The 25,428-nt window shown below is 36.0% G+C and carries 27 protein-coding genes, 16 tRNA genes, 1 rRNA gene and 1 other annotated feature; of the genes, 11 read left to right on the forward strand and 33 right to left on the reverse strand.

Going from position 1 to position 25,428, the window contains the following annotated elements; translation table 11 throughout:
* Positions 1-534 precede the first annotated feature (534 nt).
* The 3 genes from MKY29_RS16525 to MKY29_RS16535 all read left to right on the forward strand — a co-directional run bounded on the left by MKY29_RS16525 (position 535) and on the right by MKY29_RS16535 (position 2,941).
* On the forward strand, positions 535-864 hold the full coding sequence (locus MKY29_RS16525) for a hypothetical protein (protein ID WP_340880321.1): 330 nt from the start codon (positions 535-537) through the stop codon (positions 862-864).
* 1,216 nt (positions 865-2,080) lie between these two features.
* The gene (locus MKY29_RS16530) at positions 2,081-2,314 is read left to right on the forward strand and encodes a hypothetical protein (protein WP_241598944.1); all 234 of its coding nucleotides are present in this window, start codon (positions 2,081-2,083) and stop codon (positions 2,312-2,314) included.
* Positions 2,315-2,512: 198 nt separating this feature from the next.
* Complete coding sequence (locus tag MKY29_RS16535) at positions 2,513-2,941, forward strand: DUF4181 domain-containing protein (RefSeq protein ID WP_340880322.1); 429 nt, start codon at positions 2,513-2,515, stop codon at positions 2,939-2,941.
* Between the two features lie 168 nt (positions 2,942-3,109).
* On the opposite strand, the gene MKY29_RS16540 is transcribed toward MKY29_RS16535, so the two are convergent.
* Both MKY29_RS16540 and MKY29_RS16545 read right to left on the reverse strand, forming a co-directional pair.
* On the reverse strand, positions 3,110-4,831 hold the full coding sequence (locus tag MKY29_RS16540; RefSeq protein WP_340880323.1) for a phospho-sugar mutase: 1,722 nt from the start codon (positions 4,829-4,831) through the stop codon (positions 3,110-3,112).
* A gap of 21 nt (positions 4,832-4,852) precedes the next feature.
* A complete protein-coding gene (locus MKY29_RS16545; protein ID WP_090570238.1) occupies positions 4,853-6,394 on the reverse strand; it encodes a carbon-nitrogen hydrolase family protein in 1,542 nt (513 codons plus the stop codon).
* 129 nt (positions 6,395-6,523) lie between these two features.
* On the opposite strand from MKY29_RS16545, the gene MKY29_RS16550 reads away from it, so the two are divergent.
* The 3 genes from MKY29_RS16550 to MKY29_RS16560 are packed head-to-tail and all read left to right on the forward strand — an operon-like array spanning position 6,524 to position 8,325.
* Positions 6,524-6,949, forward strand: coding sequence for a disulfide formation protein C (locus MKY29_RS16550; protein WP_090570240.1), 426 nt, complete (start codon positions 6,524-6,526; stop codon positions 6,947-6,949).
* A gap of 1 nt (position 6,950) precedes the next feature.
* Positions 6,951-7,421 carry a thioredoxin family protein gene (locus MKY29_RS16555; protein WP_340880324.1) on the forward strand — a complete coding sequence of 157 codons (471 nt, stop codon included), beginning with the start codon at positions 6,951-6,953 and terminating at the stop codon, positions 7,419-7,421.
* Between the two features lie 55 nt (positions 7,422-7,476).
* Positions 7,477-8,325: an RluA family pseudouridine synthase gene (locus tag MKY29_RS16560; RefSeq protein WP_093496450.1), complete on the forward strand. Its 849-nt coding sequence runs from the start codon at positions 7,477-7,479 to the stop codon at positions 8,323-8,325.
* 158 nt (positions 8,326-8,483) lie between these two features.
* On the opposite strand, the gene MKY29_RS16565 is transcribed toward MKY29_RS16560, so the two are convergent.
* The 9 genes from MKY29_RS16565 to queG all read right to left on the reverse strand — a co-directional run bounded on the left by MKY29_RS16565 (position 8,484) and on the right by queG (position 14,986).
* On the reverse strand, positions 8,484-9,413 hold the full coding sequence (locus MKY29_RS16565) for a GNAT family N-acetyltransferase (RefSeq protein WP_340880325.1): 930 nt from the start codon (positions 9,411-9,413) through the stop codon (positions 8,484-8,486).
* 130 nt (positions 9,414-9,543) lie between these two features.
* A complete protein-coding gene (locus MKY29_RS16570) occupies positions 9,544-10,026 on the reverse strand; it encodes an NUDIX hydrolase (RefSeq protein WP_340880326.1) in 483 nt (160 codons plus the stop codon).
* 1 nt (position 10,027) lies between these two features.
* Complete coding sequence (locus MKY29_RS16575; protein ID WP_340880327.1) at positions 10,028-10,252, reverse strand: hypothetical protein; 225 nt, start codon at positions 10,250-10,252, stop codon at positions 10,028-10,030.
* Positions 10,253-10,635: 383 nt separating this feature from the next.
* Entirely contained in the window at positions 10,636-11,184 is a 549-nt protein-coding gene (locus tag MKY29_RS16580) for an NUDIX hydrolase (RefSeq protein WP_241598934.1), read from the reverse strand.
* Positions 11,185-11,250: 66 nt separating this feature from the next.
* Positions 11,251-11,526 (reverse strand): hypothetical protein, encoded by a 276-nt coding sequence (locus MKY29_RS16585; RefSeq protein ID WP_093496448.1) that lies wholly within the window; start codon positions 11,524-11,526, stop codon positions 11,251-11,253.
* Positions 11,527-11,826: 300 nt separating this feature from the next.
* Positions 11,827-12,666 (reverse strand): aldo/keto reductase, encoded by an 840-nt coding sequence (locus MKY29_RS16590; protein ID WP_093496447.1) that lies wholly within the window; start codon positions 12,664-12,666, stop codon positions 11,827-11,829.
* A gap of 31 nt (positions 12,667-12,697) precedes the next feature.
* Positions 12,698-12,880, reverse strand: coding sequence for a hypothetical protein (locus MKY29_RS16595; RefSeq protein WP_090570266.1), 183 nt, complete (start codon positions 12,878-12,880; stop codon positions 12,698-12,700).
* A 480-nt stretch (positions 12,881-13,360) separates the two neighbouring features.
* Positions 13,361-13,834 (reverse strand): tRNA (uridine(34)/cytosine(34)/5-carboxymethylaminomethyluridine(34)-2'-O)-methyltransferase TrmL, encoded by a 474-nt coding sequence (trmL, locus tag MKY29_RS16600; protein WP_090570269.1) that lies wholly within the window; start codon positions 13,832-13,834, stop codon positions 13,361-13,363.
* Positions 13,835-13,846: 12 nt separating this feature from the next.
* Positions 13,847-14,986: a tRNA epoxyqueuosine(34) reductase QueG gene (queG, locus tag MKY29_RS16605; protein WP_340880328.1), complete on the reverse strand. Its 1,140-nt coding sequence runs from the start codon at positions 14,984-14,986 to the stop codon at positions 13,847-13,849.
* A 55-nt stretch (positions 14,987-15,041) separates the two neighbouring features.
* Here queG and MKY29_RS16610 point away from each other — a divergent pair, with 55 nt between their 5' ends.
* The 3 genes from MKY29_RS16610 to MKY29_RS16620 are packed head-to-tail and all read left to right on the forward strand — an operon-like array spanning position 15,042 to position 17,466.
* Positions 15,042-15,722: a B3/B4 domain-containing protein gene (locus tag MKY29_RS16610; RefSeq protein WP_241598932.1), complete on the forward strand. Its 681-nt coding sequence runs from the start codon at positions 15,042-15,044 to the stop codon at positions 15,720-15,722.
* Positions 15,723-15,734: 12 nt separating this feature from the next.
* Complete coding sequence (locus tag MKY29_RS16615; protein WP_241598931.1) at positions 15,735-16,793, forward strand: ATP-grasp domain-containing protein; 1,059 nt, start codon at positions 15,735-15,737, stop codon at positions 16,791-16,793.
* Positions 16,794-16,836: 43 nt separating this feature from the next.
* A complete protein-coding gene (locus tag MKY29_RS16620; RefSeq protein WP_340880330.1) occupies positions 16,837-17,466 on the forward strand; it encodes a TerD family protein in 630 nt (209 codons plus the stop codon).
* 102 nt (positions 17,467-17,568) lie between these two features.
* On the opposite strand, the gene proS is transcribed toward MKY29_RS16620, so the two are convergent.
* A complete protein-coding gene (proS, locus tag MKY29_RS16625) occupies positions 17,569-19,008 on the reverse strand; it encodes a proline--tRNA ligase (RefSeq protein ID WP_340880331.1) in 1,440 nt (479 codons plus the stop codon).
* A 170-nt stretch (positions 19,009-19,178) separates the two neighbouring features.
* Positions 19,179-19,394: a binding site (T-box leader), on the reverse strand.
* Between the two features lie 205 nt (positions 19,395-19,599).
* Here proS and MKY29_RS16630 point away from each other — a divergent pair.
* Positions 19,600-20,379: an alpha/beta fold hydrolase gene (locus MKY29_RS16630; RefSeq protein WP_340880332.1), complete on the forward strand. Its 780-nt coding sequence runs from the start codon at positions 19,600-19,602 to the stop codon at positions 20,377-20,379.
* A gap of 141 nt (positions 20,380-20,520) precedes the next feature.
* On the forward strand, positions 20,521-20,892 hold the full coding sequence (locus tag MKY29_RS16635) for a VOC family protein (protein WP_241598925.1): 372 nt from the start codon (positions 20,521-20,523) through the stop codon (positions 20,890-20,892).
* A 137-nt stretch (positions 20,893-21,029) separates the two neighbouring features.
* Here the strand turns inward: MKY29_RS16635 and MKY29_RS16640 are convergent, their stop codons facing one another.
* The 21 genes from MKY29_RS16640 to rrf all read right to left on the reverse strand — a co-directional run bounded on the left by MKY29_RS16640 (position 21,030) and on the right by rrf (position 25,349).
* Positions 21,030-21,491 carry an SRPBCC family protein gene (locus MKY29_RS16640; protein ID WP_340880333.1) on the reverse strand — a complete coding sequence of 154 codons (462 nt, stop codon included), beginning with the start codon at positions 21,489-21,491 and terminating at the stop codon, positions 21,030-21,032.
* Positions 21,484-21,864, reverse strand: coding sequence for a DUF1801 domain-containing protein (locus MKY29_RS16645; protein ID WP_093496438.1), 381 nt, complete (start codon positions 21,862-21,864; stop codon positions 21,484-21,486). Before MKY29_RS16645 ends, MKY29_RS16640 begins: the two co-directional genes overlap by 8 nt.
* 134 nt (positions 21,865-21,998) lie before the next feature.
* Entirely contained in the window at positions 21,999-22,394 is a 396-nt protein-coding gene (locus tag MKY29_RS16650) for a VOC family protein (RefSeq protein WP_093496437.1), read from the reverse strand.
* Between the two features lie 224 nt (positions 22,395-22,618).
* Positions 22,619-23,071, reverse strand: a complete 453-nt coding sequence (locus MKY29_RS16655) for an SRPBCC family protein (RefSeq protein ID WP_093496436.1) — start codon at positions 23,069-23,071, stop codon at positions 22,619-22,621.
* A gap of 285 nt (positions 23,072-23,356) precedes the next feature.
* Positions 23,357-23,439, reverse strand: a tRNA-Leu gene (locus MKY29_RS16660).
* A gap of 35 nt (positions 23,440-23,474) precedes the next feature.
* Positions 23,475-23,548, reverse strand: a tRNA-Cys gene (locus tag MKY29_RS16665).
* A gap of 12 nt (positions 23,549-23,560) precedes the next feature.
* Positions 23,561-23,635, reverse strand: a tRNA-Gly gene (locus MKY29_RS16670).
* A gap of 6 nt (positions 23,636-23,641) precedes the next feature.
* Positions 23,642-23,713, reverse strand: a tRNA-Gln gene (locus tag MKY29_RS16675).
* A 1-nt stretch (position 23,714) separates the two neighbouring features.
* A tRNA-His gene (locus MKY29_RS16680) sits at positions 23,715-23,790 on the reverse strand.
* Positions 23,791-23,824: 34 nt separating this feature from the next.
* A tRNA-His gene (locus MKY29_RS16685) sits at positions 23,825-23,900 on the reverse strand.
* Between the two features lie 25 nt (positions 23,901-23,925).
* Positions 23,926-23,999, reverse strand: a tRNA-Trp gene (locus MKY29_RS16690).
* A 10-nt stretch (positions 24,000-24,009) separates the two neighbouring features.
* Positions 24,010-24,093, reverse strand: a tRNA-Tyr gene (locus MKY29_RS16695).
* A gap of 7 nt (positions 24,094-24,100) precedes the next feature.
* Positions 24,101-24,176: transfer RNA gene (locus MKY29_RS16700), tRNA-Thr, on the reverse strand.
* A gap of 9 nt (positions 24,177-24,185) precedes the next feature.
* A tRNA-Phe gene (locus tag MKY29_RS16705) sits at positions 24,186-24,261 on the reverse strand.
* A 137-nt stretch (positions 24,262-24,398) separates the two neighbouring features.
* Positions 24,399-24,474, reverse strand: a tRNA-Asp gene (locus tag MKY29_RS16710).
* 3 nt (positions 24,475-24,477) lie between these two features.
* Positions 24,478-24,552: transfer RNA gene (locus MKY29_RS16715), tRNA-Met, on the reverse strand.
* A 156-nt stretch (positions 24,553-24,708) separates the two neighbouring features.
* A tRNA-Val gene (locus MKY29_RS16720) sits at positions 24,709-24,784 on the reverse strand.
* A 170-nt stretch (positions 24,785-24,954) separates the two neighbouring features.
* Positions 24,955-25,029 (reverse strand) — tRNA-Glu (locus MKY29_RS16725).
* 24 nt (positions 25,030-25,053) lie between these two features.
* Positions 25,054-25,145: transfer RNA gene (locus MKY29_RS16730), tRNA-Ser, on the reverse strand.
* A 5-nt stretch (positions 25,146-25,150) separates the two neighbouring features.
* Positions 25,151-25,225: transfer RNA gene (locus MKY29_RS16735), tRNA-Asn, on the reverse strand.
* An 8-nt stretch (positions 25,226-25,233) separates the two neighbouring features.
* Positions 25,234-25,349, reverse strand: a 5S ribosomal RNA gene (gene rrf / locus MKY29_RS16740).
* Positions 25,350-25,428: the final 79 nt, after the last annotated feature.

Here is a 25,428-nt window from a genome sequence, read left to right on the forward strand (position 1 = left end):
AAAACCGGGTAAAAAGACGCCCAGACCATTAAATCTTAAGGTGGCGACTCCAGCGGGAACAGCAATTGTTTTCTGCACCGATAGCGAAGCGACAGGTGCACGAGCTGAAAGCCCCGCAGGAGCATACGTTTTCGCAGTGACGATGAGATTGAAGCCGTGCCTGCGGAAAGCGTCCGCTTGAAACGGAAATCAGCAGTATTATTGTATTACTTTTCAAAATCCCTGGACCACTGAATTCAATGTACAAAATTTATATTTTCCCCTCGAAAAAAAAAGGCTATGTTAAAGGTAAGGGTTGATTATTCGTGAGGTTATATAGTTTGTGAAATGTTACACTTAAACTAACGCAGCATTTAGTTGAAGAAGAAATTGAGTAATTGAGTGTTTTTTTATTTTAAGGAACAGGTATGAAAAAAGATTGTAGTTCATCGAAGGGGGAATATATAAATGAAACTTAGTCAAATTATAACTTTTACAATAAGTGTATACTTTTCATTAGTTTTACTCATTTTTTGTTTTTTGAGGAAACTATTATTGACTACCTCTATACCAGTCACTTATAGCATGGAAGAGTTAAAGTCCTTCATTTTACTAGCAGCACTAACAACTTTTGTTCTCATATTAACCTTGATATTCGCTACAAAAATACAATTAATAATAATGACAGTTATTTACTGGGTTTTATTTATTCCAAACTTCATTGCATATATAAGAAGAAATTTTTATTTCCAAGATTACGAAATGCTTAAATTCTTAGATGAAACGATGTTAGTAATATATTTATTTCCTTGTATTTTAGGATATGTTTTATTAGTAAACAATAAATCAAATAAAAAAGTGGCTATCCCGAAAGGGAGCCATTAAACTGTGAAGGATTATACTTAAAGTAACGAGGTGCTTTACTTCAACAAAGAGTATTATTGTGGAGGTAGAAAAGCAGCAAAGTTATGTAGTTTACTACATTATGTAGAATTAAAAGGAGTCCATTATGAAATTTTTTCAGAGTATACTTTTATTAGTATTTATTTTATCTTCTATTCTCTTGTTTCTATGTGTATTAAACAATATTCTAAATTTAATTGAAGCTGAAAATGGGGTATCTTACTTATTTAATATTAATAATTTTTTCTTTTATGGATTAACTGCACTGATTTCTTGCATAATTTATATTGTGATAAAATTTAAAAGATAATTTGAGATATTTTACATAAAACACTTGTGAAATAGTGTACTTAAACTAACGCGTGCTTTACTTCAATATGAATAAGTAAAATTGTACACTCAAACGGGGGAAATATATTGAAATCAATTTTTTTGTTTCTTTTCGGTTTAATTGTTTCATGGTTGATACTAGGGGTTATTACAGGTGACTATGGTATAAAGAATATGTTTTTTTTAATAATTGCCTATTTAGGTGCTAAATTTGCTATCCGTCAGAGGAAGAAATAGTTTAATCCTTTAAATCCCGAGTAATATATTCGTTTAGTATTATGGGTAGAGGTTTCTGCAATGGCTAACCCTTCTTCCACTCCCATGAAAATTAAAAAACACTCAATATCTATAAAATTGCATAACAAAAGAGACTCAGAAAAAACTTTTTTAAAAAGGGCTGAGCCTTCGGAATGTCAATATATAGTTAATTAATAAATAATGTACCAACTCCATTCTTCTTAGAATAAAGGCAGGCTGGTGCAATAACCAGAGTAGGATTAATCTCCCATGAGTGCTTCCCGTAATGGAGCGACAGTCTGTGATGCAAAGTGGTCGTTGGAGTCAGACTAACGGATGGGCTCTATGGCACCATAGTTCATCGACCTTCCTCTCCCAGCAGTAGTATCCTATACCCAGGTTTCCCCATTTTCATTCTCTGTGGTGTAGCGCTGATTTTGCGCTACATGGATGGCTAACGGGTGCTTTACTTCAAGAAGGAGTAAAGCCTTTTTTTAACTAAGCAGTTTAGTTGAATAAGGTATATTAGGACGAATATGGTAATATTAAAATTAAAATAAACAATAACTCAAATGTTTTTGTTCAGCTACCTCTATTGAGCTAAGAACGTTACATTTTAGGGGGATTTTATATGGAGAAAATCTTAGTGAAAACAGGGATATATTCATTGATTTTATCTTTCTTCTTATTAATAGTCTTTATGAAAAGAGAAGAAAGCACAACTGATTTTGAGGGGATGACTTCATTTGTTGTAACGCCTTATCCAGAGTTTTTCTTTCATATTTTTAGATACTCTATAATCACTTCAATCATTACAGTAGTATTTGTATGGCTATATATACTGTCCAAAAAGGAAAAGGATTAACAAACTCATCAGGTATATTATTACTTTATAAATATTTTGAAGGTTTGTACTTAAACTAACGGTGTGCTTTAGTTATAGAAGATGGGTTCGAAATGCATCTCTTTTTTCTTGTTGAATCAATGTCACAGGGTGAAACAATTGCGATTATTAACCGTAGAATAATATCTATAAGTATCCTGAATAGGAGGTAATGTTATTGTGTATGGTATTGAATCGACATTCTGGCTTAGGTTGATTTTCATGATAGTAATTATTTTGTTATTTTTTTATATTTTTGAATTAGTTATGAGAAAGTGGTTGAAAGTTGAAAAAAAGAAGCGTTTTTCACATAACCACGTCAATGACAAACACAGTAAAATTGATTGGTCGATTAGAATAATTTTCATCGCTTTTATAATATTGGGATCTATTCTCAATGCCAACCGAGATGATACAGAAAGGCTTTGGTTCTTAGAGCCATGGTATTTATTATTCGGTTTAATCATATTGTCCGAGGCAGTTCGAGCATTGATGGAATGGAAATATGCTGATAATAAAAACGCATATATTTTTACTTTGAGTCAGTTAGTATTTGGCATAATACTAGTAATTTCAATATTAAGAACGAACTTTTTTGGTATGTTTTAACGTACTTTGTTCTTCAACTAACGAGGTGCTTTAGTAAAAAAAGACATCAGAATAAAATGAGTTTGGAGAACATATCTAAGCTCATTTTATATGTGTATTTTAAATCAACCTTTATCTTTAACATCACCAAAAAAAAGGAAAAGCAAGTTCACTTTTCCTGTTTCTCTATTATTCTTCTAGATAACGATTCATCTTCAATGAAAAATCATCTTGTAAAGCTTTTAGTTTTTTTGAACTTTCTTCTTCTGACCCACTAAGCACTCCGAAATAATATTTAACTTTTGGCTCTGTTCCGCTTGGTCTCACACAAACCCATGAGCCGTCTGCTAGGAAGAACTTAATAACGTTTGATTTTGGCAGGAATATTTCCTCTGTTTCTCGGCCATCTGTGAATGTTCTAACTGAGTGCAAGTAATCCTCTTGGGAAAGAACAGTAATTCCGGCAACTTCCGTAATTCTATTTACACGAACCTGCTCAAGTAAGTTTTGAATTGAATTCGCTCCACTTACTCCTTTTTTCGTAACAGATCTGAGTCCTTCCAAATAGAAACCATGTCTTTCATATAAATGAGATAATACGTCGAGTAGAGTCTTACCTTGTTTTTTATAATAGGAAGCAGCTTCTATTATCGCAAGCACACTTTGTACTGCATCTTTGTCACGTGCAAAGTTTTTTATCAAATAACCATAACTTTCTTCATATCCAAATAAAAACTCAAACTCTTTGGTCTCTTCATATTTCTTAATCTTTTCACCGATAAATTTGAAACCAGTTAATACATCTTCTGTACTAACACCGTAATATTCGGCTATTACTCGTCCTAAATCAGAAGTAACAATGGTTTTAAATACCCGCCCATTTGCCGGTATATTCCCTTTTGCTTTACGCTGTGACAATAGATAGTCGATTAATATTGCCCCGGTTTGATTGCCCGTTAAAAGCTCATATTTAGAAGCAGTTTTGACAGCAATACCTACGCGATCACCATCTGGATCGACTGCTATTAGAATATCAGCACCATTTTTCTCTCCATATTGAATAGCGTATTCAAAAGCACTCTGCTCTTCTGGATTTGGAGATTCCACTGTTGGGAAATCTCCATTTGGCTCCATTTGTTCCTCTACATAGGAGATGTGCTCGTAGCCAACCTCACTTAATATTCTCTTAACCGTTTTTCCAGATGCTCCATGTAAAGGAGTGAATACTACTTTCAAGCCAGAAGATGATGCGAATTCTCCATTTTCCTGAACTGTTTTTAACGCATCCATATATGCTTGATCCATTATCTCATCTAACTGTATTACTAATTTTTTATCTGGATTTCTTTGATCGATATGAATTGCATCTCCCGCATCATTTACGTGTTGGATAACTACTTCGGCGTCTTCTAGATTTAACTGTGCTCCATCCTCGCCATAAACCTTGTACCCATTATATTCAGGAGGATTATGACTTGCAGTAATGACTATTCCCATGAATGCATGTAAATGTCTTACTGAAAATGAAAGCTGGGGTGTAGTTCTAGGCTCATTAAATAGATAAGCTTTTATACCATTAGATGCTAATGTATTAGCTGCTTCCAGCGCAAATTCGGGAGAGTACCTACGACTATCATAAGCAATAACTACTCCACGCTCCATCGCTTCTGCTCCAGCCCCTTTAATATAAGAAGCAAGTCCAGTGGTCGCTTTACGAACAGTATACGTATTTATACGATTCGTACCAGCACCAATCTCCCCTCGCATCCCGCCAGTTCCGAACTCTAAATCACGGTAGAATGCATCTTCCATTTTTTTTTCATCTTTTGTTAGGAGTTGAAGATCCTCCTTCCAATTTGACTCTAGCTCTGAGAAGTTATTCCATTGGTCAAATAGTTGTCTATATCGCATATGCTTGTTAACCCCTCTCTATCATTTTTTATAATTGACACTATATATATCATGACGTCTATCTTTTAATTGTTTGACCGTCCCGTCTTGACGTTGACGTCGTAGGATTTCTAAATCTACATCTCCTATTAAAACCATTTCTACATTCGGCTCAGTTTCCCCTACAATACCATCTCGGGCAAATTCAAAGTCAGATGGTGCGAAAATAGCAGATTGTGCATATTGAATATCCATATTTTCTGTTTGCGGTAAGTTTCCAACTGTCCCTGAAATAACTGTATAGATTTGATTTTCAATTGCCCGTGCTTGTGCACAATAACGAACACGCAGGTAACCTTGACGATCCTCTGTACAAAATGGTGAGAAAATAATATTCGCACCCATATCTGTTGCAATACGTGCAAGCTCTGGAAACTCTATATCATAACAAATTTGAATCGCAATTTTACCACAATCCGTATCAAATACTTGAACGGAGTCACCTGCACTAATTCCCCACCATTTGCGTTCGTTCGGTGTAATATGGATTTTATATTGCTTATCAATTGCACCATCTCGGTGGAATAAATAAGCAATATTATATATTTCCTCATTTTCTTCTTCCACAAAGTGAGAGCCAGCAATAATATTAATATTGTAACGAATCGATAAATCTGAAAACAACTCCATATATTGCGGAGTGTACTCCGTCAATTTACGAACCGCCTGACTTGGTGATGGTTCATTCAAGAAAGACATTAGCTGTGTAGTAAAGATTTCCGGAAACACAACAAAATCAGATTGAGCATCGGACGCCACATCAACAAAATATTCACATTGGTTAGCAAACTCTTCAAATGAATTAATTTTACGCATCATATACTGCACTGCACAAATTCGTACAGGATAGCTCGTTTTGAAATGACGTTTCGAAAGTGGAATATAATCAACATTATTCCACTCCATCAGGGTCGCATATTTGGCAGATGCTCTGTCATCTGGTAGATAATTAGGATTAATACGCATCAATGTAAAGCCATTCATTAATTGGAATGTTAAAACTGGATCATATATTTTATGGCGAGAAACAGACGTTACGTATTCCCTTGGTGACATTTCATCCGCAAATTTATGATAGTTTGGAATACGCCCTCCAATAATTATTGATTTTAAATTGAATTGTCTTGCAATATCTTTTCTACCCTCATATAAACGTTGACCAACTTTCATTCTTCTATATTCTGGGTGTACCATTACCTCGATCCCGTATAAGTTATATCCTTCGGGATTATGGTTTGTAATATATCCTGCATCTGTCACATCCGACCAGGAATGGCGGTCATCATACTCATCAAAATTAATAATAAGACTTGAACAAGAACCAATTACTTTTCCGTCCAGCTCAGCAACTAACTGCCCTTCTGGGAAAATAGTTAAGTGACTACGTAAATGGGCAACTTTCCATGGATCCATACCCGGAAAACATAAACGCTGAATTTCTAAAATTGACTCTATATCAGAAAAAGACATTTGTCTTATAATCATACTTTGTTCAAACTGAGATAAATCAAATTCCTCTGTCATTTTATCGGCTCCTCTTTTATTAAGTAACTTTCATTATATAGCTCTTTTCACTTCAGATAAAATATTTTACATGTAATTAAAGAAGCCTTATACTTTAATTTGAGTTCAAAGTAATTTAAAGGAGTTCATATGACAAAAAAAATAGAAAATCTACTATTATTTATGTGGACCGTTGCTTTAACTGCAACGTTAGGTTCCCTCTATTTTTCAGAGATAAGAGGGTACGAACCCTGTGATCTATGTTGGTACCAACGTATACTCATGTATCCACTTGTGCTAATATTGGGAGTTGCATACGTTCAAAAGAATCCGAAAATCGCAGTAACCTCACTTGTATTCTCTGTGATCGGTGGATGTATTTCTGCCTATCATTATAGCATTCAAAAACTGACTTTCATGCAAGAATCGGCACCAGCTTGTGGGAGAGTTGCTTGTACAGGGGAATATATAAACTATGCAGGCTTTATAACAATTCCATTTTTAGCTCTAGTTGCATTTATTTTAATCGCAATTACAAGTGTTATTGTGTGGAGAAACATCAAGGAGGAAAAATAACTTGAAGAAACTACTTATATTTGGTGGTATTATTATTGCAATCTTTGTATTAATCTTTGTTTTAAACTCTCAGAAAAACAAGGATGCGTTAGCTAATAACCCATACGATACTGACAACTTAAAGCAATCTACCATCGATCTTATCGATGACCCAAACTATCAGAACATTATTTTACCAGAAGACTTGAAGAAAAAGATTGCTACTGGGGAACCTGTTACAGCTTATTTCTTCAGCCCAGAATGTGTACATTGTCAAGAAATGACACCACGTCTATCTCCACTTGCTGAAAAAAATGACATTGAAATCGTCAAATATAATGTACTTGAATATGAAAAAGGATGGAATGACTACCTTATCCAAGCAACACCAACAATGATTTATTTTGAAGATGGCAAAGAGGTTGTAAGAGTAGAAGGCGCCATTTCTAATGAACAGATTCAAGAGTTCTTTGATGAAGTCGTTTTTAAATAACCAAAAGGGTCATGTCGAGTAGACAGGCCCTTTTTTTAAAGGAGCGGGAAAATTAATGATTCATACATTCACTTATACTATCCAAGAGGATGGTTTAACTATCGACAGTCTTTTCCAAGAAAAGTGGAAGCTAGGTAAAAAGTTAATACATGAACTACGTATGCAAAAGGCCGTGAGCAATAAGAACGAAGAACTTCTTCAATGGAAACTTCCGAACAAAAAAGGGGATGTACTTGTCATTAAATGGGAAGGAGAATCCTCTAACTATCTTCTTTCCGATCAAATCCCTTTGTATGTGACGTATGAGGATGAGTATTTACTAATTGCCTCTAAACCACGTGGTGTATCCACGCATCCAAACGAAGAAGGTCAAAATCATACCTTTATGAACACCGTAACAAATTATTTACACAGTAAAGGTCATCATTACGGGGAACATGTACATCGCATCGATGAAGGCACTAAGGGATTAATCGTCATTGCAAAAAATCCACTTGTCAAAGGTATGCTTGATCGAATGTTGGAAAATAAAACAATCGTCCGCACCTATGAAGCAATAGTAGAAGGCCAAGTAAAAAATCAGCATGGTACTATTCGAGCAGCTATTGGAAACGACCGTCACCATCCAACTCGAAAAAGAGTATCACCATCTGGGCAAAATGCGATCACTCATTATGAAATTGCAGGAAAGCATGAACAGTTCACGAAAATACATGCAATTTTAGAAACTGGACGGACGCACCAAATCCGTGTCCACTTAGCTCACTTAGGACATCCAATTGTAGGGGACGAACTATATGGAGCTAAAAAAACACCTACTAAAATGTATGAGCTACATGCATTTAAAGTTCAATTTAACCACCCAATAACAGGCGAAGTGCTAGTTGTTGAAGATAAAAGATAATAGGAATAGAATAACGGAAAATGTTGCACAAACAATAAAGCAGATGAGGGATTTCACATCTCATCTGCTTTTTTCAAGTATATTCTTAATTCCAATTCCATCTTCTTCATTAAGAATAGAAACTCATAAATCCTAAAAATAATACTATTGTTTATTGTTTATTTTTTATTCAATTTAGAGTAAGCTTCAATAAGCTTTTCTACTGGAATATTATCTATCTTCATACCAGTCAAGTCACACTTTTGTATTTCTACATTTCTAAGATTACAGTTACTAAGTTTACTGCCTTCAAGGTCACATCTTTCAAATGAGATTGCCTTATTTTCATCCCCCAGATTTGTATCAATGAAATTAACCCCGCCTAAAGTGACAAATATCATTTCACTGTTGGATAAATTTAAATCGGCATACAGGGAATTTCTAAGATTAATATTTTGGAACTTTGAGTGACTAAGATTACAATTGCTAATATGACTGTTCATTAGATTACTGTTACTAAATGAGCTTCCTTCTAAATTTACTCCATAACACTCCGTATTTGTCATATCGCAATTCACGTATTGAATACTCGAAATATTTTTATTTTCAACTAAGTTTTCACTTTCTGATGAAATCTCTATCGTCTTTAGATAACCATATTCTTCTTCAGACTCAAAGTTTGTTCTATAACCCATTTTTTCATAAAAGTAGTGATTGTTAATTTGCTTACTTGATGTTTCAAGATCCCAATTTCTTATATTATAATACTTTTCCTCTACCAAATTTATTACTCTTGAACCAATTCCTTTGCCTTGTAAGTTCGGGTCAATATAAATACGATCAATTCTCCCAAAACTTCTACCAGAAATAGTTATTATAACTCCACCGATAATTTCTTTATCTTTTAAGACTTTAAAATACTCCAATTCCCTAATCATATACTTAGTCATTTCAATAGAAGAATATCCAGGTGGCTGAATATTATAATCAATTACATCATCTTGATTTGGTAGCCACTTTTTCACTTCTTCATCAAAAGTTCTTTTCATAATTTCTGTAAGTTTTTCTGCATCCGCTATGGTTGCTTTTTCAATGGATATAAATAACATTAGGTATTCTCCTTTAGTCTTTTCTATTGTATTACTGTGTAATAAAAAAATCATCTCACTTCTAGGAAATCTAAAAGGGGAGATGACTTTAATCAAACTTTGTAAAAATTATTATTTTTTACAAAGCTACTTAAATGTTTTTATCCAACTTCACTTCAAACTTAGGATTTGTTACATACTCCATATATTTTACCTCGCCATTAAAGCTTTCATATGCCTCGTATCGTGCTCTAACAGCAGGGGCAGTTATGAATTCTAGTACTCTCTCCTTCTTAACCCAACAACTCTCAGAAGTTTCCTCGGAGATACTTAACACTCCACCAATAGGCTTACCTACAAAATCGAACATTACTTTAGTAGGCACATCTGTAACTTCGTCATACCATTTATAGATTCCTGTATTTGAATAGGTTCCTATTAAGTGACCTACTTCAATATCAATTCCACTTTCTTCTTTTACTTCTCGAACTAAAGCATCTATTAGATTTTCTCCAACTTCCACTTGTCCACCAGGATAGACCCATCCTCCATGCTGCGTTTTTACTAAAAGAATTTCTCCTTGCTCATTTTCAACAATTCCCCCAACTGCTACAATATGCGTAGGTATTATCATTCTACTTACCCCCCTTTTTATTTCTGCCCTTTCTTTTATAAATGAAAGTCCAAATAAAAAAGCCACATAGTATAATGTAACCCCCAATTCTAATAACATCATGCGTTTCCCTTGGTAAAACTAAAAATAAAACAGCTGAAATAATCCCTGTTGGAAGTACAATATAAAACCACATACGAACAATGGGATTGCGAAAACTGACTTCAAAACGATCCTGTTCATCCATCATAATTCTTCTCTTGAGGCATGCCTCTCATTTTTATTCCATTTATTGAAGTTATAGTAAAATTGGATAACTTCTCCGATAATACAAATGCTGAAGAATACAATGACTATATTAGTGGGCCATAATGGATATCGGTATATAATAAAGAAACATACGATGTAAATTGGAAGTGACCATAGCGTGCGAAGCATTCTTCTTCTATAGCTCAACTGAAAATAAGGAAATGCAAATCCCTTATCAGTCTTAGGTTCATTCTTATAAACAACCCAAAGAACAATATTGACAAAGATACATACACCAGCAATTACACAAAAAATCAATATCGTTGAATTAGAAATAAAAATCACTCCTCAAAGTTATTTCACTTGAAAATCAAACTCTTATCAGCTTTCGGACAAAAAGTTTTTTGCCATATAATAAGCACTCGCAGAGAAAAGCTGCGTTTTAATCTCATTCGTTTTTATTAGCGATCCTAATAACTCAAAATCAATCAGCTTTATATTTATCTGTTCGGTTTCATCTAAATCTTGTTCATATTGTTTAACTGCATCTTGTAAAAGAAAGGTTTTAATTTTGTTATTTTGTGTGGCGGGATTTATCATAAATTCACCTAACAAAATAGGTTTCAGATGTGAAACATAGCCAGTTTCTTCTTTAATTTCTCTAATAATGCCTTCTTCGTCTGTCTCATTGTTTTCTTTTTTTCCTGCTGGAATTTCAAAATAATTATCATTTCCAGCATGTCTATATTGTTCGACAAGCACCATTTGGTTTTCTTTTGTAAGCACAACTGCATTCACCCAATCGGAATATTCATTTACATAATAATCATTGATCACAATCCCATTTGGGAGCTCACATATATCTTTTCTAATATTTCCATAAGGGCTTTTATGAACATATTCAGACTTTAACATTTTCCACTGTTTCATATTTATCACCTTCTAATGCTTTATTTCATCATTCGTTAGAAATGATTCCTAACCAATTGCCTTTCATCAATGCAGGATTATTGCGAATAGGATATACAAAACCCCTAATCCTATTTCTCTTCCTATAATTTTCTTACTTTCTTTCTGTAGATAACTTTCTATTCCTTCTAAGATGGAATTAATTCCTACAAACACGAACACTAACTTCACATAGAAAATATCAATACCGTTTATAATGGCCATTACTAACATTGCAATCATCAAGCCTAGCAATAACAGTTTTAGTATTATGAATGGTGTACTACTTTTTTTCTTATTAGTTTTTTCAAAAAATATATTCATCAAGGGACCTCATCTAATATTTATTAAACTATATTACTAATACGTTAAAATATGTAATAGGTTTCATTAAAGAGTAATATTTTCCAATAATATAAAAACACGATAGTTTCCTTCTTGATTGAAGAAAAACTACCGTGCTGTTGATTATTGAATTATTAGTTGCTTTTAAGAAGTGGGGATAGCGAGAAAGTCGAATCTGCTTGGAGTATACATTGGGACAAAGGCTATATATGTCCAGCCGAAGTTTACTAATTCAAGGAGGTTCTGTCTCGTACATGGAGAGCGTTCACTGAAACAGGATTAGAAACTAAAATTATCTGGATCTTTACCAGTCCGCTCATTTAAATTCAGCGCATCAATATTTTTCATATCCTCGAAGGATAACTCAAAGTCATATACATCCATATTCTCAGCGATTCTAGATGGATTTTCTGATTTAGGAATAACGATTAAATCATGTTGCAGATGCCATCTAATAATTGTTTGAGCAGTCGATTTACTGTATTTTGTACTAATCCGTTTCAATGTTGGCTCTTCTAGTATTCGACCTCTTGCTAGTGGTGACCACGAAGTTATCGCTATTCCCTGCTCTTCACAATACTCACGTAGATCAAACTGAGTAAGTCGCGGATGACATTCAATTTGGTTGACCATTGGTTTAATGTTTGCTTTTGCAGCAATTGCCTCTAAATGATGTGCATGATGATTCGCTACTCCAGTAGCACGTATTAGCTTTTCATCATATAGACGTTCTATCGCTCGATATGTATCTACAAAAGTTTCTTTTACTGGCCAATGCGTTAAATATAAATCTACGTAGTCCATTCCTAATAACTCTAAAGATTTTTCGAATGCTCTGAGTGTTTGATCGTAACCTTGATCTGTGTTCCATACTTTTGTTGTAATGAATATGTCTTTGCGCGGAACATTTGATGCTCGGATGGCATCTCCTACTTCTTTTTCGTTGGCGTACAAACTTGCAGTATCAATATGACGATAACCATAATCCAATGCAGCTGTAATTGCTTGAATAGCAATATCTGGTTCTGTCATTTTATAAACACCTAAACCAAGTCTTGGCATCTCAATTCCGTTTGCTAATTGTTTCGTTGAATGTATATTTAAAGTCAATTTTTTCATCCTTTCTTATGAGGAAAACGACTGATATAAATCAGTCGTTTTCTCTTTTCTTCATGGAAGAAGTGACTTCAGATTGAGCAGGATCAGATACACGATTATCTTCTTCTAGCTCTTTATTGTCCCTCATTCTATCCATCTGTTTTCCTAATTGCTTTACTTCTTCCATGTTAGTTGCCATTGAACCGTTCTCTGGACCATTTTTGAATTCATTCATTCCAAAAATCACTCCTTTTCTTAATGTTAGTAGAATATTCGAAAGGTTGCAACATTCAAATGAACGATTTTTGTCAAATTTCATTTTTTCGCTTTATTTCTTTTTCAAACAATTTAGGGTATACTAGGTGCAGAATACTAAAGAGGAGGCACTCCATATGAAATTAATCCTTATTCTTGGTGTTTGTATTTCGTTCCTTGCTGCAATTTTCAAAGCTGGATACGACGACAAACCAGGTGCATCTGAAAAATAATCTATTTAAAACGGACGAGTCTTTTATGACATCGTCCGTTTTTTTATCTGTCTAGCTACATGCCTCGCCCCTCGAGTCGTTTCAGAATGTCGGATAAAGGCACAGAACGCTTTTACCGTCATTCTTCCAACGCTTGTCGGAGGCCCACAGGATGTGGTTCAGTCAGTCGTCGCGACACGATGTCGAGATCTTAGACTGACTTCCATAACATAAGCACTTGCGCTTTTCTAGTGTAAATTTGGATAATTCTGCTGACGTAATGCCTCATAAATTAGTATCGCAGCTGTGTTCGATAAATTTAGCGAACGAATATTATCATTCATAGGAATACGTAAAGCACGATCCGGGTGTGCGTCGATAAACTCACGTGGCAAACCTTTTGTCTCACGTCCAAAAATAAAAAAGTGATCTTTTTCCGAATCACTAAAGTCAAAAGTAGTGTGTGGCTTAGCACCAAATTTAGTGATTAAATAATACTCTCCAGATGGATGTGCAGCAAAAAATTCATCTAGTCCATCATAATAGGTAATGTCTACATGTTCCCAATAATCTAGTCCGGCTCTTTTTAGCATTTTATCATCTGTAGAAAAGCCTAAAGGTCGGATTAAATGTAATTTAACACCTGTTCCCGCACAAGTTCTAGCTATATTCCCAGTATTAGCTGGTATTTCTGGTTGATATAAAACAACATTAATACTCAATTACTCCACTTCCTAGTTCTCAATTGTATAGTACTCTAATCCTTTTCGAATCTCTTTTAAAACTTCTTCAACTTGTTCATGCTGTTCAGCTTTTTTGAGGGCAAGTAAGCCTTCTTTTGAATTTATTTTACCTATAGCCCATGCAGCTGTACCTCTAATTACTGGTCTAGCATCATTTTGCATTAAATCTATAAGCGTTGGAACAGCTTCTTGCTCTTTAAAATGAGCTAATGCGATTATAGCATTTCGCTGGATCGGATTCTTCCCTCTCCACGCACCAGACATATGACCGTACGTTTCTTTGAACGCTCGATTCGTCATTTTAAGTAAAGGTAAAAGTAAAGGCTTCACTAATTCTGGGTCTGGTTTAAACGATTCTTGGTGGAGATTAGCTTTCCCTTTGTTTTTTGGACAAACTGTTTGGCAAGTATCACAGCCGTATATCCGATTTCCTATTTTCGTACGAAATTCGTCTGGAACCATTGTTTTCGTTTGAGTGATAAAAGCAATACAGCGCTGTGCATTAAGTTGTCCGCCTTGTATTAATGCTCCAGTCGGACAAACATCTAAGCATAACCGGCAATCACCACATTGTTCCTCCATCTGTTCACTCGGAGCAAAAGGAATTGACGTAATCATTTCCCCGAGATAAACATAGGAACCAAACTCAGGAGTTATAATAGAGCAGTTTTTCGCACTCCATCCAATACCTGCTCTTTCCGCCACAGCTCGATCAGAAAGTTCTCCCGTATCAACCATTGAACGGAGTTTTGCATCTGGAATATGAGTTAAAATATATAATTCTAAAAGTGCTAATTTTTCTCGTAAAACGGTATGATAATCTATACCCCATGACGCACGGGCAAAGATTCCTCGTCTTGCCCCCTTCACACTTTGTGGAGCATCCTTCATTTTGGAGGGGTACGCAATTGCTATAGATATGATACTACTTGATTCTTCAAGCAACATCTTAGGATGCACTCTTTTCTCAATATTAGATTCTTCAAATCCGGAAGCATACCCTAATTCCTGCTGCCTGATCAATCTATTTTTTAATTCATGAAATGGAGAAACAGAAGTAAATCCAATTTTATCAATTCCAATGGATGCAGCGTAATCTATGAGGTTTTGTTGAAACTGAATGATATTCACAAATGTTCTCCTTTCTTATGCTACACTAAAGAAAATAAGTGTAAGGATGGTTGATATGATAGTAAAACTGGATGATTCAATAGTTGAAATAGAACCTACCTTTAAAATAGGCATTATTCATTATACCAAAATTATTGTTACTTCTTCGCCTCAAATGCTTAAAGGACGTCTTCAATTATTTCAGGAGCAACTTTTCTTTGAACTAGATGACAAAGTCGTAACTGATTTCGATGGGATAAAAGAATGGAGAGCACTTTGGAAAAAGTTTGGTGCTGATCCAAATCGTTATAGACCTTCAATGGAAGCTATGTACAGAAGGATTGCAAAACAAAATTATATCACACCGATGCATTCCGCTGTGGATGTAAATAACTTTTTCTCTATGCAATATGAAATTCCAATGGGAATCTATGATGTGGCAAAAATTGAAGGTGATGTAACACTTACAATTGGCAATAAAGAAACAGTATATAACGGTTTAAATGGTAGAGAAAATAAATTAAACAATATACTTACTCTTCAAGATGACATAGGACCATTTGGTAGCCCATTTGTAGATTCTGTTCGAACTGCTGTGACTGAAAATACTACAGAGGCTCTACAAGTCGTATTTCTACGTCCTTCATTAGAGATTGAGGAAAGTAAGAAATTACTTCACTCTATGGCTACCATGTTCACGCAAATACATGGTGGAGAATTTGATACTAGTTTAATTGGTTATGTTCCTAAAAAGTAAAGGAGAATAATAATGGTACTCAATATTTGGTTCAATAGATGGTTTTCCACTGTGTCACATTATATGGAGCTGATTCGCCATAATCCGGATCAACAGGAATTTGTTATTTACGGTACACATCCTAATCCGGATACTGTGTATTTTAATTACTGTGATGTATTTAGTACTGAACCAGATATTACGGGCGAAGACTATCTTCAGTTTTGTATTGACTATTGTCTACAAAATCAGATACATATTTTTGTACCGCGAAAAGAGAATGTACTCATTTCTAAACACTTAGACAAGTTCAATAAAATTGGTGTGAAAGTGTTAGTTTGCCCAGATGGTGATTTAATGGCCATGATAGACGATAAAGCAGCGATGTATCGGTCTTTACAGGACCAGGAAAAAGTAGGGAATTTTATCGTGACTATTCCTTCATATAGAATAGTAAATAATGCTGCAGGTTTCCAACAGGCTTATGCCGATTTGGGTAAGGATGATACGAAACTATGTATTAAGCCAGTAATCGGAGAAGGAGCAAGTGGTTTCCGTATTATAGATGACATCGCTGATACCATTCCATTTATATACAATACAACTTCTACCCAAAAGATTTCTTATGATACAGCTTATAAAATTTTAAAAACGCAGGAGCATTTCTCGGATCTAATGGTAATAGAATATTTAGATGGCCATGAGTATAGTATTGATTGTTTAGCTGATACAGATGGCACTTTGCTTGTTGCTATACCTCGAAAAAAAGGAAATGGACGAATCCGTGAGATTGAATATAATAGAGAATTAATCGAAATTGCTGAGAAAATGGCTGCACAATATAAATTTCCTTATGTGTATAACATTCAAGTCAAATATAAAGATGGAATACCAAAACTACTTGAGATCAATCCCCGCATGAGTGGAGGAATGCATATTAGCTGCCTTGCAGATATTAATATTCCCTATTATGCTATAAAGTTATTACTAAATGGGCATGTGGAGGCTCTTCTTCCTAAGTTTGGAGTGAGAGCAACTCATATTGAACAACCTGTAATCTTACCATCTAAAGAATCTGCTATATTAGCTTAACCTTAAATGGCATATAGTTGAATAAAAGAGGAGTGATATATTAATGGTGAACTTGAACAAAATCGAACTTAAGAAAAAAGGACAATCTATTAATCTCACTAAGAGCAACAATAATAATATTGGTGAAATCTTAGTAAATCTCCAATGGAATCAACAGATCAACTCAAAATCTACTGGTTTCTTTACCACCTTACTAGGTGGTAAATCTAAAGGTGTGGATCTAGATTTAGGCTGTTTATATGAATTAAATAATGGTGAAAAAGGGTGTATTCAGGCTTTAGGAAATGCTTTTGGCACACTAAAACAATCCCCGTATATCGAACTCGATGGCGATGATCGTACTGGCTCCATATCTGGAGGAGAAAACCTTAGAATCGATGGAAATAAGATATCCGATATTAAACGTATTCTCGTATATTCATTCATCTATAAAGGTGTAGCTAATTGGGCAGAAGCAGATGGAGTTATTACATTATCATATCCTGCTGGCCCCAATATCGAGGTTAAGCTAGATGAACATAGAAATGGGCAAATTATGTGTGCAGTTGCAATGATTGAAAATGTAAATAATGAGACTTTCAAAATTGAGCGTCTAGTAGAGTACTATAAAGGGCATAAAGAGATGGATAATGCATACAGCTGGGGTATGAACTGGGTAGCCGGATCAAAATAAAAAACTAGGGGATTTTGATAGTGTTCATAATCCTCTTTTTTAGAATAAAAAATCAACCATTTAGCAAACAATGGTTGATTTTTCTTTGTTAATCTCTAATTATTAATAGGCACGACCGAACCATACCGTATGTTTAGAATCCTTACCACAGTTGATACATGTTGCTTTTTCTGCTGGTGGATTGAATGGTATATTACGTGTCGTAAATTTAGTTTCATTCTTCACATTCTCTTCACAAGCGTCATCTCCACACCATCCTGCAAGAATCCATCCAGGAATTTCTCCTTTTTCTGTTGAATCCGTAAGATGTTGCTTTAACTGCTCTAGGGAATCTACATTTGTATGGGAGTTTTCATCACGGAATGCACGAGCTTTTTCAAGTAAGCGTGTTTGCATTGTTGTTAGCGCACCTTCAATACATTCAACAGCTGTTGCTAGCTCCACAGAAACTTTTTCAGCTTCATCACGTACTTTGATTAACGCTTGATTGTTTTCCAAATCACGAGGCCCTAACTCAATACGAACTGGTACACCTTTAAGCTCCCACTCGTTGAATTTATATCCAGGAGATTGGTCTGAATCGTCAAGACGTACACGAATACCTTTTGCTTTTAACGCTGCATAAAGCTCATTTAATTTTTCCATTATCGTTGGATTTTTCTTCCAAGGACCAACAGGAATTAGTACTACTTGAGTTGGTGCAACACGTGGAGGTAATACAAGCCCTTGCTCGTCACCATGTACCATAATAACCGAACCGATTAAGCGAGTTGATGTACCCCAAGATGTTGTATGCACATGCTGATGTTTGTTTTCTTTGTTTAAATATTTGATATCAAATGCTTCCGCAAACTTTGTCCCAAGGTAATGAGATGTCCCAGCTTGAACAGCTTTACCATCTTTCATCATAGCTTCGATAGAATATGTATCTACAGCTCCTGCAAAACGTTCGGAAGGTGTTTTCTGACCATCATATACCGGAATAGCTAAAAGCTCCTCTACAACCTCTTTATAGATGTTAAGCATTTGCATTGTTTCGTTACGTGCTTCTTCTTCATCTACATGAGCTGTATGCCCCTCTTGCCATAAAAATTCAGAAGTACGAATGAATGGAAGAGTTTTCTTTTCCCAACGGAACACGTTTGCCCATTGGTTGATAAGCACTGGCAGATCACGATAACTCTTAATCCAATCTGAATACAAATGACCAATCATCGTTTCTGATGTTGGACGTAACGCTAAACGTTCTTCCAATTTCTCACCAGCTGCTTCCGTTACCCATGGAAGCTCTGGAGCAAATCCTTCAATATGATCCTTCTCCTTTTGAAAAAAGGATTCAGGAATTAGCATAGGGAAATAGGCATTACGATGTCCTGTTTCTTTAAAACGTCTGTTCATTTCATCTTGAATATGCTCCCAAATTTCAAAGCCATCTGGTTTAAAGGCAATACATCCACGAACTGGAGTGTAATCCATTAAATCTGCTTTCTGAATTGTGTCGATATACCATTTTGTAAAATCATTTTGTTGCTGATTTGTCATCTAAATTCCTCCTATTTAAGTCAATCCATTACACTACGGCTTAGTCCGTACAGATTTTAAAATGTGTACTACCCATTTCAAAGTCTGTATCACCCACTAGATATTTTAATTCGATTAGCGGAGTACTTCCAACTGCTAAATTGAATTAAAAAAGCACAGGGACATCCTCGTAAAAGGACGTCTCTGTGCTGAATAGACGTGGTACCACCTTAGTTTAGCTCAAAAAAATTTAAGCCCTCTAAACGTTTGGTAACGAAAACGAATCGGTTATGTTTGCATAACATCTCCGTGATAGGTTTCAACAAGAAGTGGTGATATAGCTCTCAGCGTTTGCTATACTTTCTGTTTCACAATTCTCATCTACTTGGTCACTTCGCAGATTGTATTACTAATAATATACCAAATAACCTACTTTAATACAATGTGGATTAAGGAATGCCAATAATTTTCTATTTTATATAAAGAGGTGAGATAATAGACTTACGATTCTTCTTGTGTAACTTGTGTTTGTAGAACACATTTTGCCATTCACTCATATGTTTCCTTTTGAGTATCTTATACTAGTAATTCTATTTTTATGGAGGAATTAATGTGGGATACTTTGTAAACGTTGAACAAGGAGTAAAATTATTTGTCGAGGATATTAATCCAAGTGCAAGCAAGACAATTGTATTTTTACATGGTTGGCCATTAAGTCATGAACAATTTGAATATCAATTTGATGCCTTACCTCAAATGGGATACCGCTGCATTGGTATAGACTGGAGAGGATTTGGAAAATCAGATAAACCTATGAATGGCTACAATTACGACAGACTAGCAGATGACATCTACGCCGTAGTCCGAACGCTCCAACTAGATAATTTTACACTAATCGGCCATTCGACTGGAGGAGCAATCGCTATACGCTATACTGCTCGCCATGCTTTTGGTGTGTCAAAACTAATTTTAATAGATGCCGCGGCTCCCACTGGATTTACAAAGGAAACTGCGAATACTCTACTTACAGAAGCATTAAATGACCGCCCCAAAATGATGCAAGGAGTAACAGATACTTTTTTCTTTCAATATATTACAGCTCCATTCTCTAATTGGTTTACTGGGTTAGGATTACAAGCAGCAGGTTGGTCTACGGCAGCAATCATCAACACCTTGAGGGATGAAAACCTCAATGCAGATCTCCCCAAAATATCAGTCCCTACATTAATCGTTCATGGAGTACATGATAAGGTGATCCCATATGAACAAGCTCAAATACTAAATCAAACAATAAAAAATTCACATCTCGTACCCTTTCATTACAGCGGCCATGGGCTTTTCTGGGAAGAACGAGTAAAGTTTAACGAACTTATAAAACAGTTTATCGGATAGATAAGCTTTATAAGAAATAAGTTCACAGGAAAGCTTACTAAGCTATCTTGTGAACCTTTTTGTTATAGTAAATATTATTAGAATACTCTATACTTATAATTGATATAATTTTCAGTTATTAATTGTGAAAGGTGGAGAAACATGAAACTAGGTGTATTTTCTTTAAGTTTAAATGTTAAAGATATTAATGCTTCAAAAGATTTTTATGAAAAACTTGGTTTTCAAACTCTTGGAGGGGAGATCACTCAAAATTGGTTAATTATGAAAAATGAAGATACTATTATCGGTTTATTTCAAGGAATGTTTGAAAAAAATATTTTAACCTTTAATCCAGGATGGAATAGCAACGCGGAAAACCTAGAATCTTTCACTGACGTTCGTGAACTTCAAAATCAGCTTAAACAAAAAGGAATAAAATTTCAGACCGAAGCTGATGAAACTACAGTTGGACCTACACATTTTACAATCGAAGATCCAGATGGCAATCAGATTCTTCTAGATCAACATAGATAAATTTTATATAATGGCCTCCAAACCTAACCAAAAAGTGCTTTACTCTTTTGAGACAGGTACGAAGAAATGCAATGTGGTTCATTTGTTCAAATTATGAAAAGCAGGCTCCTCTATAGAAGAGCCTGCTTTTCATAATTTTACACGTTTGCATCAGGAAACTTATCAGCGACTAAATTTAACTTTATCTTATGCTCCAGCAATGCTTTAAGGCCACAAAGAACAATTGTATAGCCACCGGTTGAATCTATTACTTGATTTGCTATTTCAGTTAGATTACCCTTGAAGCCATAATTTTTGATTTCGACAAATGTTCCTTCTGATTCTCTTTGGGTAAATAGCCATTCAGCAGTTGTTTCATCATCAAATTGGATAAGAATCCGCTTGTTTTGTTCAATTTCCTTCACATCGAGCTCAGCTGAAACTCCGTACATCTCCCATTCCCAACGAATACATCTTCCTTTTTCTAATCTCCCGCTACTCTTTGTAAACCAAAATTTTGTCGTAATAGTTGGATCAATAAAAGCTTCGAATACCTCATGCACTGGCTTTCTTATTAGCATTCCTACACTCACAGTTGATAATTCATCAAAATTAGTCATTAAATTCTCCTTCATTTAAGGTAATAGCAGTTTGAATAAGAGAGATAAAAGTTTCTGATTGGATATCTTCCATTTTTGTAATTCTAATATGTCTCATTGTTTTACCCGAACCCTGTAATAAATTATTTATGTCTTTTTCTACAAGTTCATTTCCTTTATGAAAACCTAAATTAACATGCTTTTTAGCTGTTTGTAGATAACAAACTAACCCTTTATATGAGTAGTTAGGCATCGACCATTTATATTCTTCTACAAGAGCAGGTGAAGCAGCTAAAATAATTTCTCTTAAAACCTTTGTAATGCTCTGAATATCATCTGGTAAATTCAGAATAAATGTATCAACATCTAGAATTGTTCTGTTTAGTTTATCCACTATGTATCACCTTCACTATTCTAATATATAACTTTTGCCATGTTATCCATACAATAATCTTGTAAAAATTTAAAAATGCGTTCGAGATCAGAGTAATCTCAAACGCAGGAATAAGCTTCCTTACTTTATAGATTTTACTTTGCATTCTTATCAGGCTGATGAATCCCAAAAACATTACCCTCAGTATCAGAATAATATCCCTGCCAAGCCATTCCAGGCAGAGCATACTTTGGCATTGCCACCTGTCCACCATACTCTAGTATTTTAGTTTCCGTTGAATCGTAATCTTCCACGCCCAGTGTACAAGAGAAGCCATTCATAGGCTGATGTTGTCCTGGTGGAGGTGTTTGACGTTTCATTAAAGCCCCATCAATACCAGGCTGACTTGCATCGCCAGTAATAGCCCCAAAATAAGGAAGCCCCGCATAATCAGTCCAGTCTTCAAATGTCCACCCAAATATTTCTCCATAAAACTTTTTTGCACGGTCCATGTCATCCACATGAATTTCGAAATGAACTAATCTCCCCATAATTCTCCCCCAATTTAATTCATTTTAAATTTAAATAGCCTTGTACCATTCAAAACTCGCAAACCTTCTTCATCATTGTAATAAAGATTGAAAATTAAATCAATTCAATATAGTGTTTACTAGTTATAACTTTCAATCTAAATTGATTTGAATAATACCTACATGACCGTTAACAGATTTTATAACTAAAGTTCACTAAAACATATAAAGACTGCTGCTACTAATTATCTCTCTAAAAATGCTATCAATGCGTCTAAATCCTTTGCAGAAGCTTTTTTAAAGGTGCCAGCCATCATTTTACCAAAAAGTTTAGTTATGCCTGTGAGACCTTTTATTTCTCCGATTAACTTTATCTCCGTAAGGTTATCAGATGAAGTTACTTTATAGGTAAAAATATATTCTCCTTTACCAGTTGTTCCTTTCTTACCATCACAGCGAAGAACAATTTTATCTGGCTCATTGAGTTCAACAACTTCAAAATGTTCCGTAGCCACTTGTCCAAACATCTTTCTAGATTCCTTCCACTCACTGCCCACTTGCATTAGTCCAACATCCAATCGTTCAATACCTACAAGCCCCTGCATCCAGTAATTAGCAGCATCCAGATCAATCAAACCATCATATACCTGTTGCTTAGAAAGGTGGGTATTTCTTTTCACTTCAAAATTAGTACTCAAGCGGATAACCCTCCAAAATGTTTACTAAAGTATATCATACGATGATCACCGTATTGTTAACATTTTAATAGAGGCTCCAGAGATATTGTGACAGTAATACAGATTTTTATTCAACTTAACCTTCTCTTAAATTCCTTTTAGGACTAGGTTATTTTTGATGCATGTGGAAGTTCAGTTCAAAACTCTTTCTTTTTCTCTCTACACAAAAGACACCCATTAACGCTGATTTAACAGTGTTAATGGGTGTCTTTAATTTTACGTATATTGACGCAAAACACATAATAATACCGGTGGTCGGGGTCGAACCGACACATCCAGAGGATACGGGATTTTGAGTCCCGCGCGTCTGCCAATTCCGCCACACCGGCAAAATAAAATACTACTAGGCAGTTATTATAAAATTTGGAGGCGGCAACCGGATTTGAACCGGTGATAAAGGTGTTGCAGACCTGTGCCTTACCACTTGGCTATGCCGCCATAATTAAGTAATGGAGCGGAAGACGAGGTTCGAACTCGCGACCCCCACCTTGGCAAGGTGGTGTTCTACCACTGAACTACTTCCGCAAAAAACTGGGGTACCTGGATTCGAACCAGGGCATGATGGAATCAAAATCCATTGCCTTACCGCTTGGCTATACCCCAATGGGGCGGACGAGGGGAATTGAACCCCCGAGTGTCGGAATCACAATCCGATGCGTTAACCACTTCGCCACGACCGCCACAAATAAAAAAAGAGCTAACTACTAAGGAATATGGGGCGACTGATGGGAATTGAACCCACGAATGCCGGAATCACAATCCGGTGCGTTAACCACTTCGCCACAACCGCCATTATTCAAAGTTAACTTATAATTTGGCAGGGGCAGTAGGAATCGAACCCACATCAAAGGTTTTGGAGACCTCTATTCTACCGTTAAACTATGCCCCTAAATAAAAACTGGTGGTGGGGGACGGATTCGAACCGCCGAACCCGAAGGAGCGGATTTACAGTCCGCCGCGTTTAGCCACTTCGCTACCCCACCAGTATAGTGGTGCCGGAAAAAGGACTTGAACCCTCAACCTACTGATTACAAGTCAGTTGCTCTACCAATTGAGCTATTCCGGCGTATAAATATGGTGGCTCAGGACGGAATCGAACCGCCGACACAAGGATTTTCAGTCCTTTGCTCTACCGACTGAGCTACTGAGCCTACTTCGATTTGTGCTAGGCTGCGAATCTCTTTGTCAGCTTCATTCGTTCAGTCAGTCACGTACTTTAGTACGCTCCTTCCATCACTCAATCGCTTCCTCGATCCTCTTGCTTATCTCAAATCTCAAATAAAATAAATGGCGGTCCCGACCGGGATCGAACCGGCGATCTCCTGCGTGACAGGCAGGCATGTTAACCGCTACACCACGGGACCATTTGGTTGCGGGGACAGGATTTGAACCTGCGACCTTCGGGTTATGAGCCCGACGAGCTACCACTGCTCCACCCCGCGACAATAATATACTTACAAACACCAGGATACTACGCTTGAAAAAAGTAGGACACCTGCTTCGGCTGACGCCTGCATCGATGTTAATCGCTTGCTTCGTAAAGCGATTTGCTCCACCCCGCGACAATAGAATGCTTACTAATTTATTTCTTAAAGAAATGGTGGAGGATGACGGGCTCGAACCGCCGACCCTCTGCTTGTAAGGCAGATGCTCTCCCAGCTGAGCTAATCCTCCTGGGTAAAATTACGATAAGCTTCGCATCTCTGCTTCAGCTTCATTCGTTCAATCAGTCACGTACATAAGTACGCTCCTTCATTCTCTCAATTGCTTCCTTGATCTACTGCCTTTTCCTAATTTTACATAAGATAAGCTTCGTATCTCTGTGTCAACTTAATTGAAATAAATGGTGACCCCTACGGGATTCGAACCCGTGTTACCGCCGTGAAAGGGCGGTGTCTTAACCGCTTGACCAAGGGGCCATACTTTTATGTAGAAAACTTATCTGGCGGAGAGCAAGGGATTTGAACCCTTGAGACAGTTTAACCCGCCTACACGATTTCCAATCGTGCTCCTTCGGCCACTCGGACAGCTCTCCTAAAATGGCTCCGAAGGTAGGACTCGAACCTACGACCGATCGATTAACAGTCGATTGCTCTACCACTGAGCTACTTCGGAATAATACAGCCTAGCGACGTCCTACTCTCACAGGGGGAGACCCCCAACTACCATCGGCGCTGAAGAGCTTAACTTCCGTGTTCGGTAAGGGAACGGGTGTGACCTCTTCGCCATCATCACTAGACATTATTAATTTGAAAGACAATATTTATTATAACAAAACTAGAAATTAATTCAAGCTTTTTTTATACTTTTTTGTACTC

It is taken from the genome of Psychrobacillus sp. FSL K6-2365, from assembly GCF_038003165.1.
GTDB lineage: Bacteria > Bacillota > Bacilli > Bacillales_A > Planococcaceae > Psychrobacillus > Psychrobacillus psychrodurans.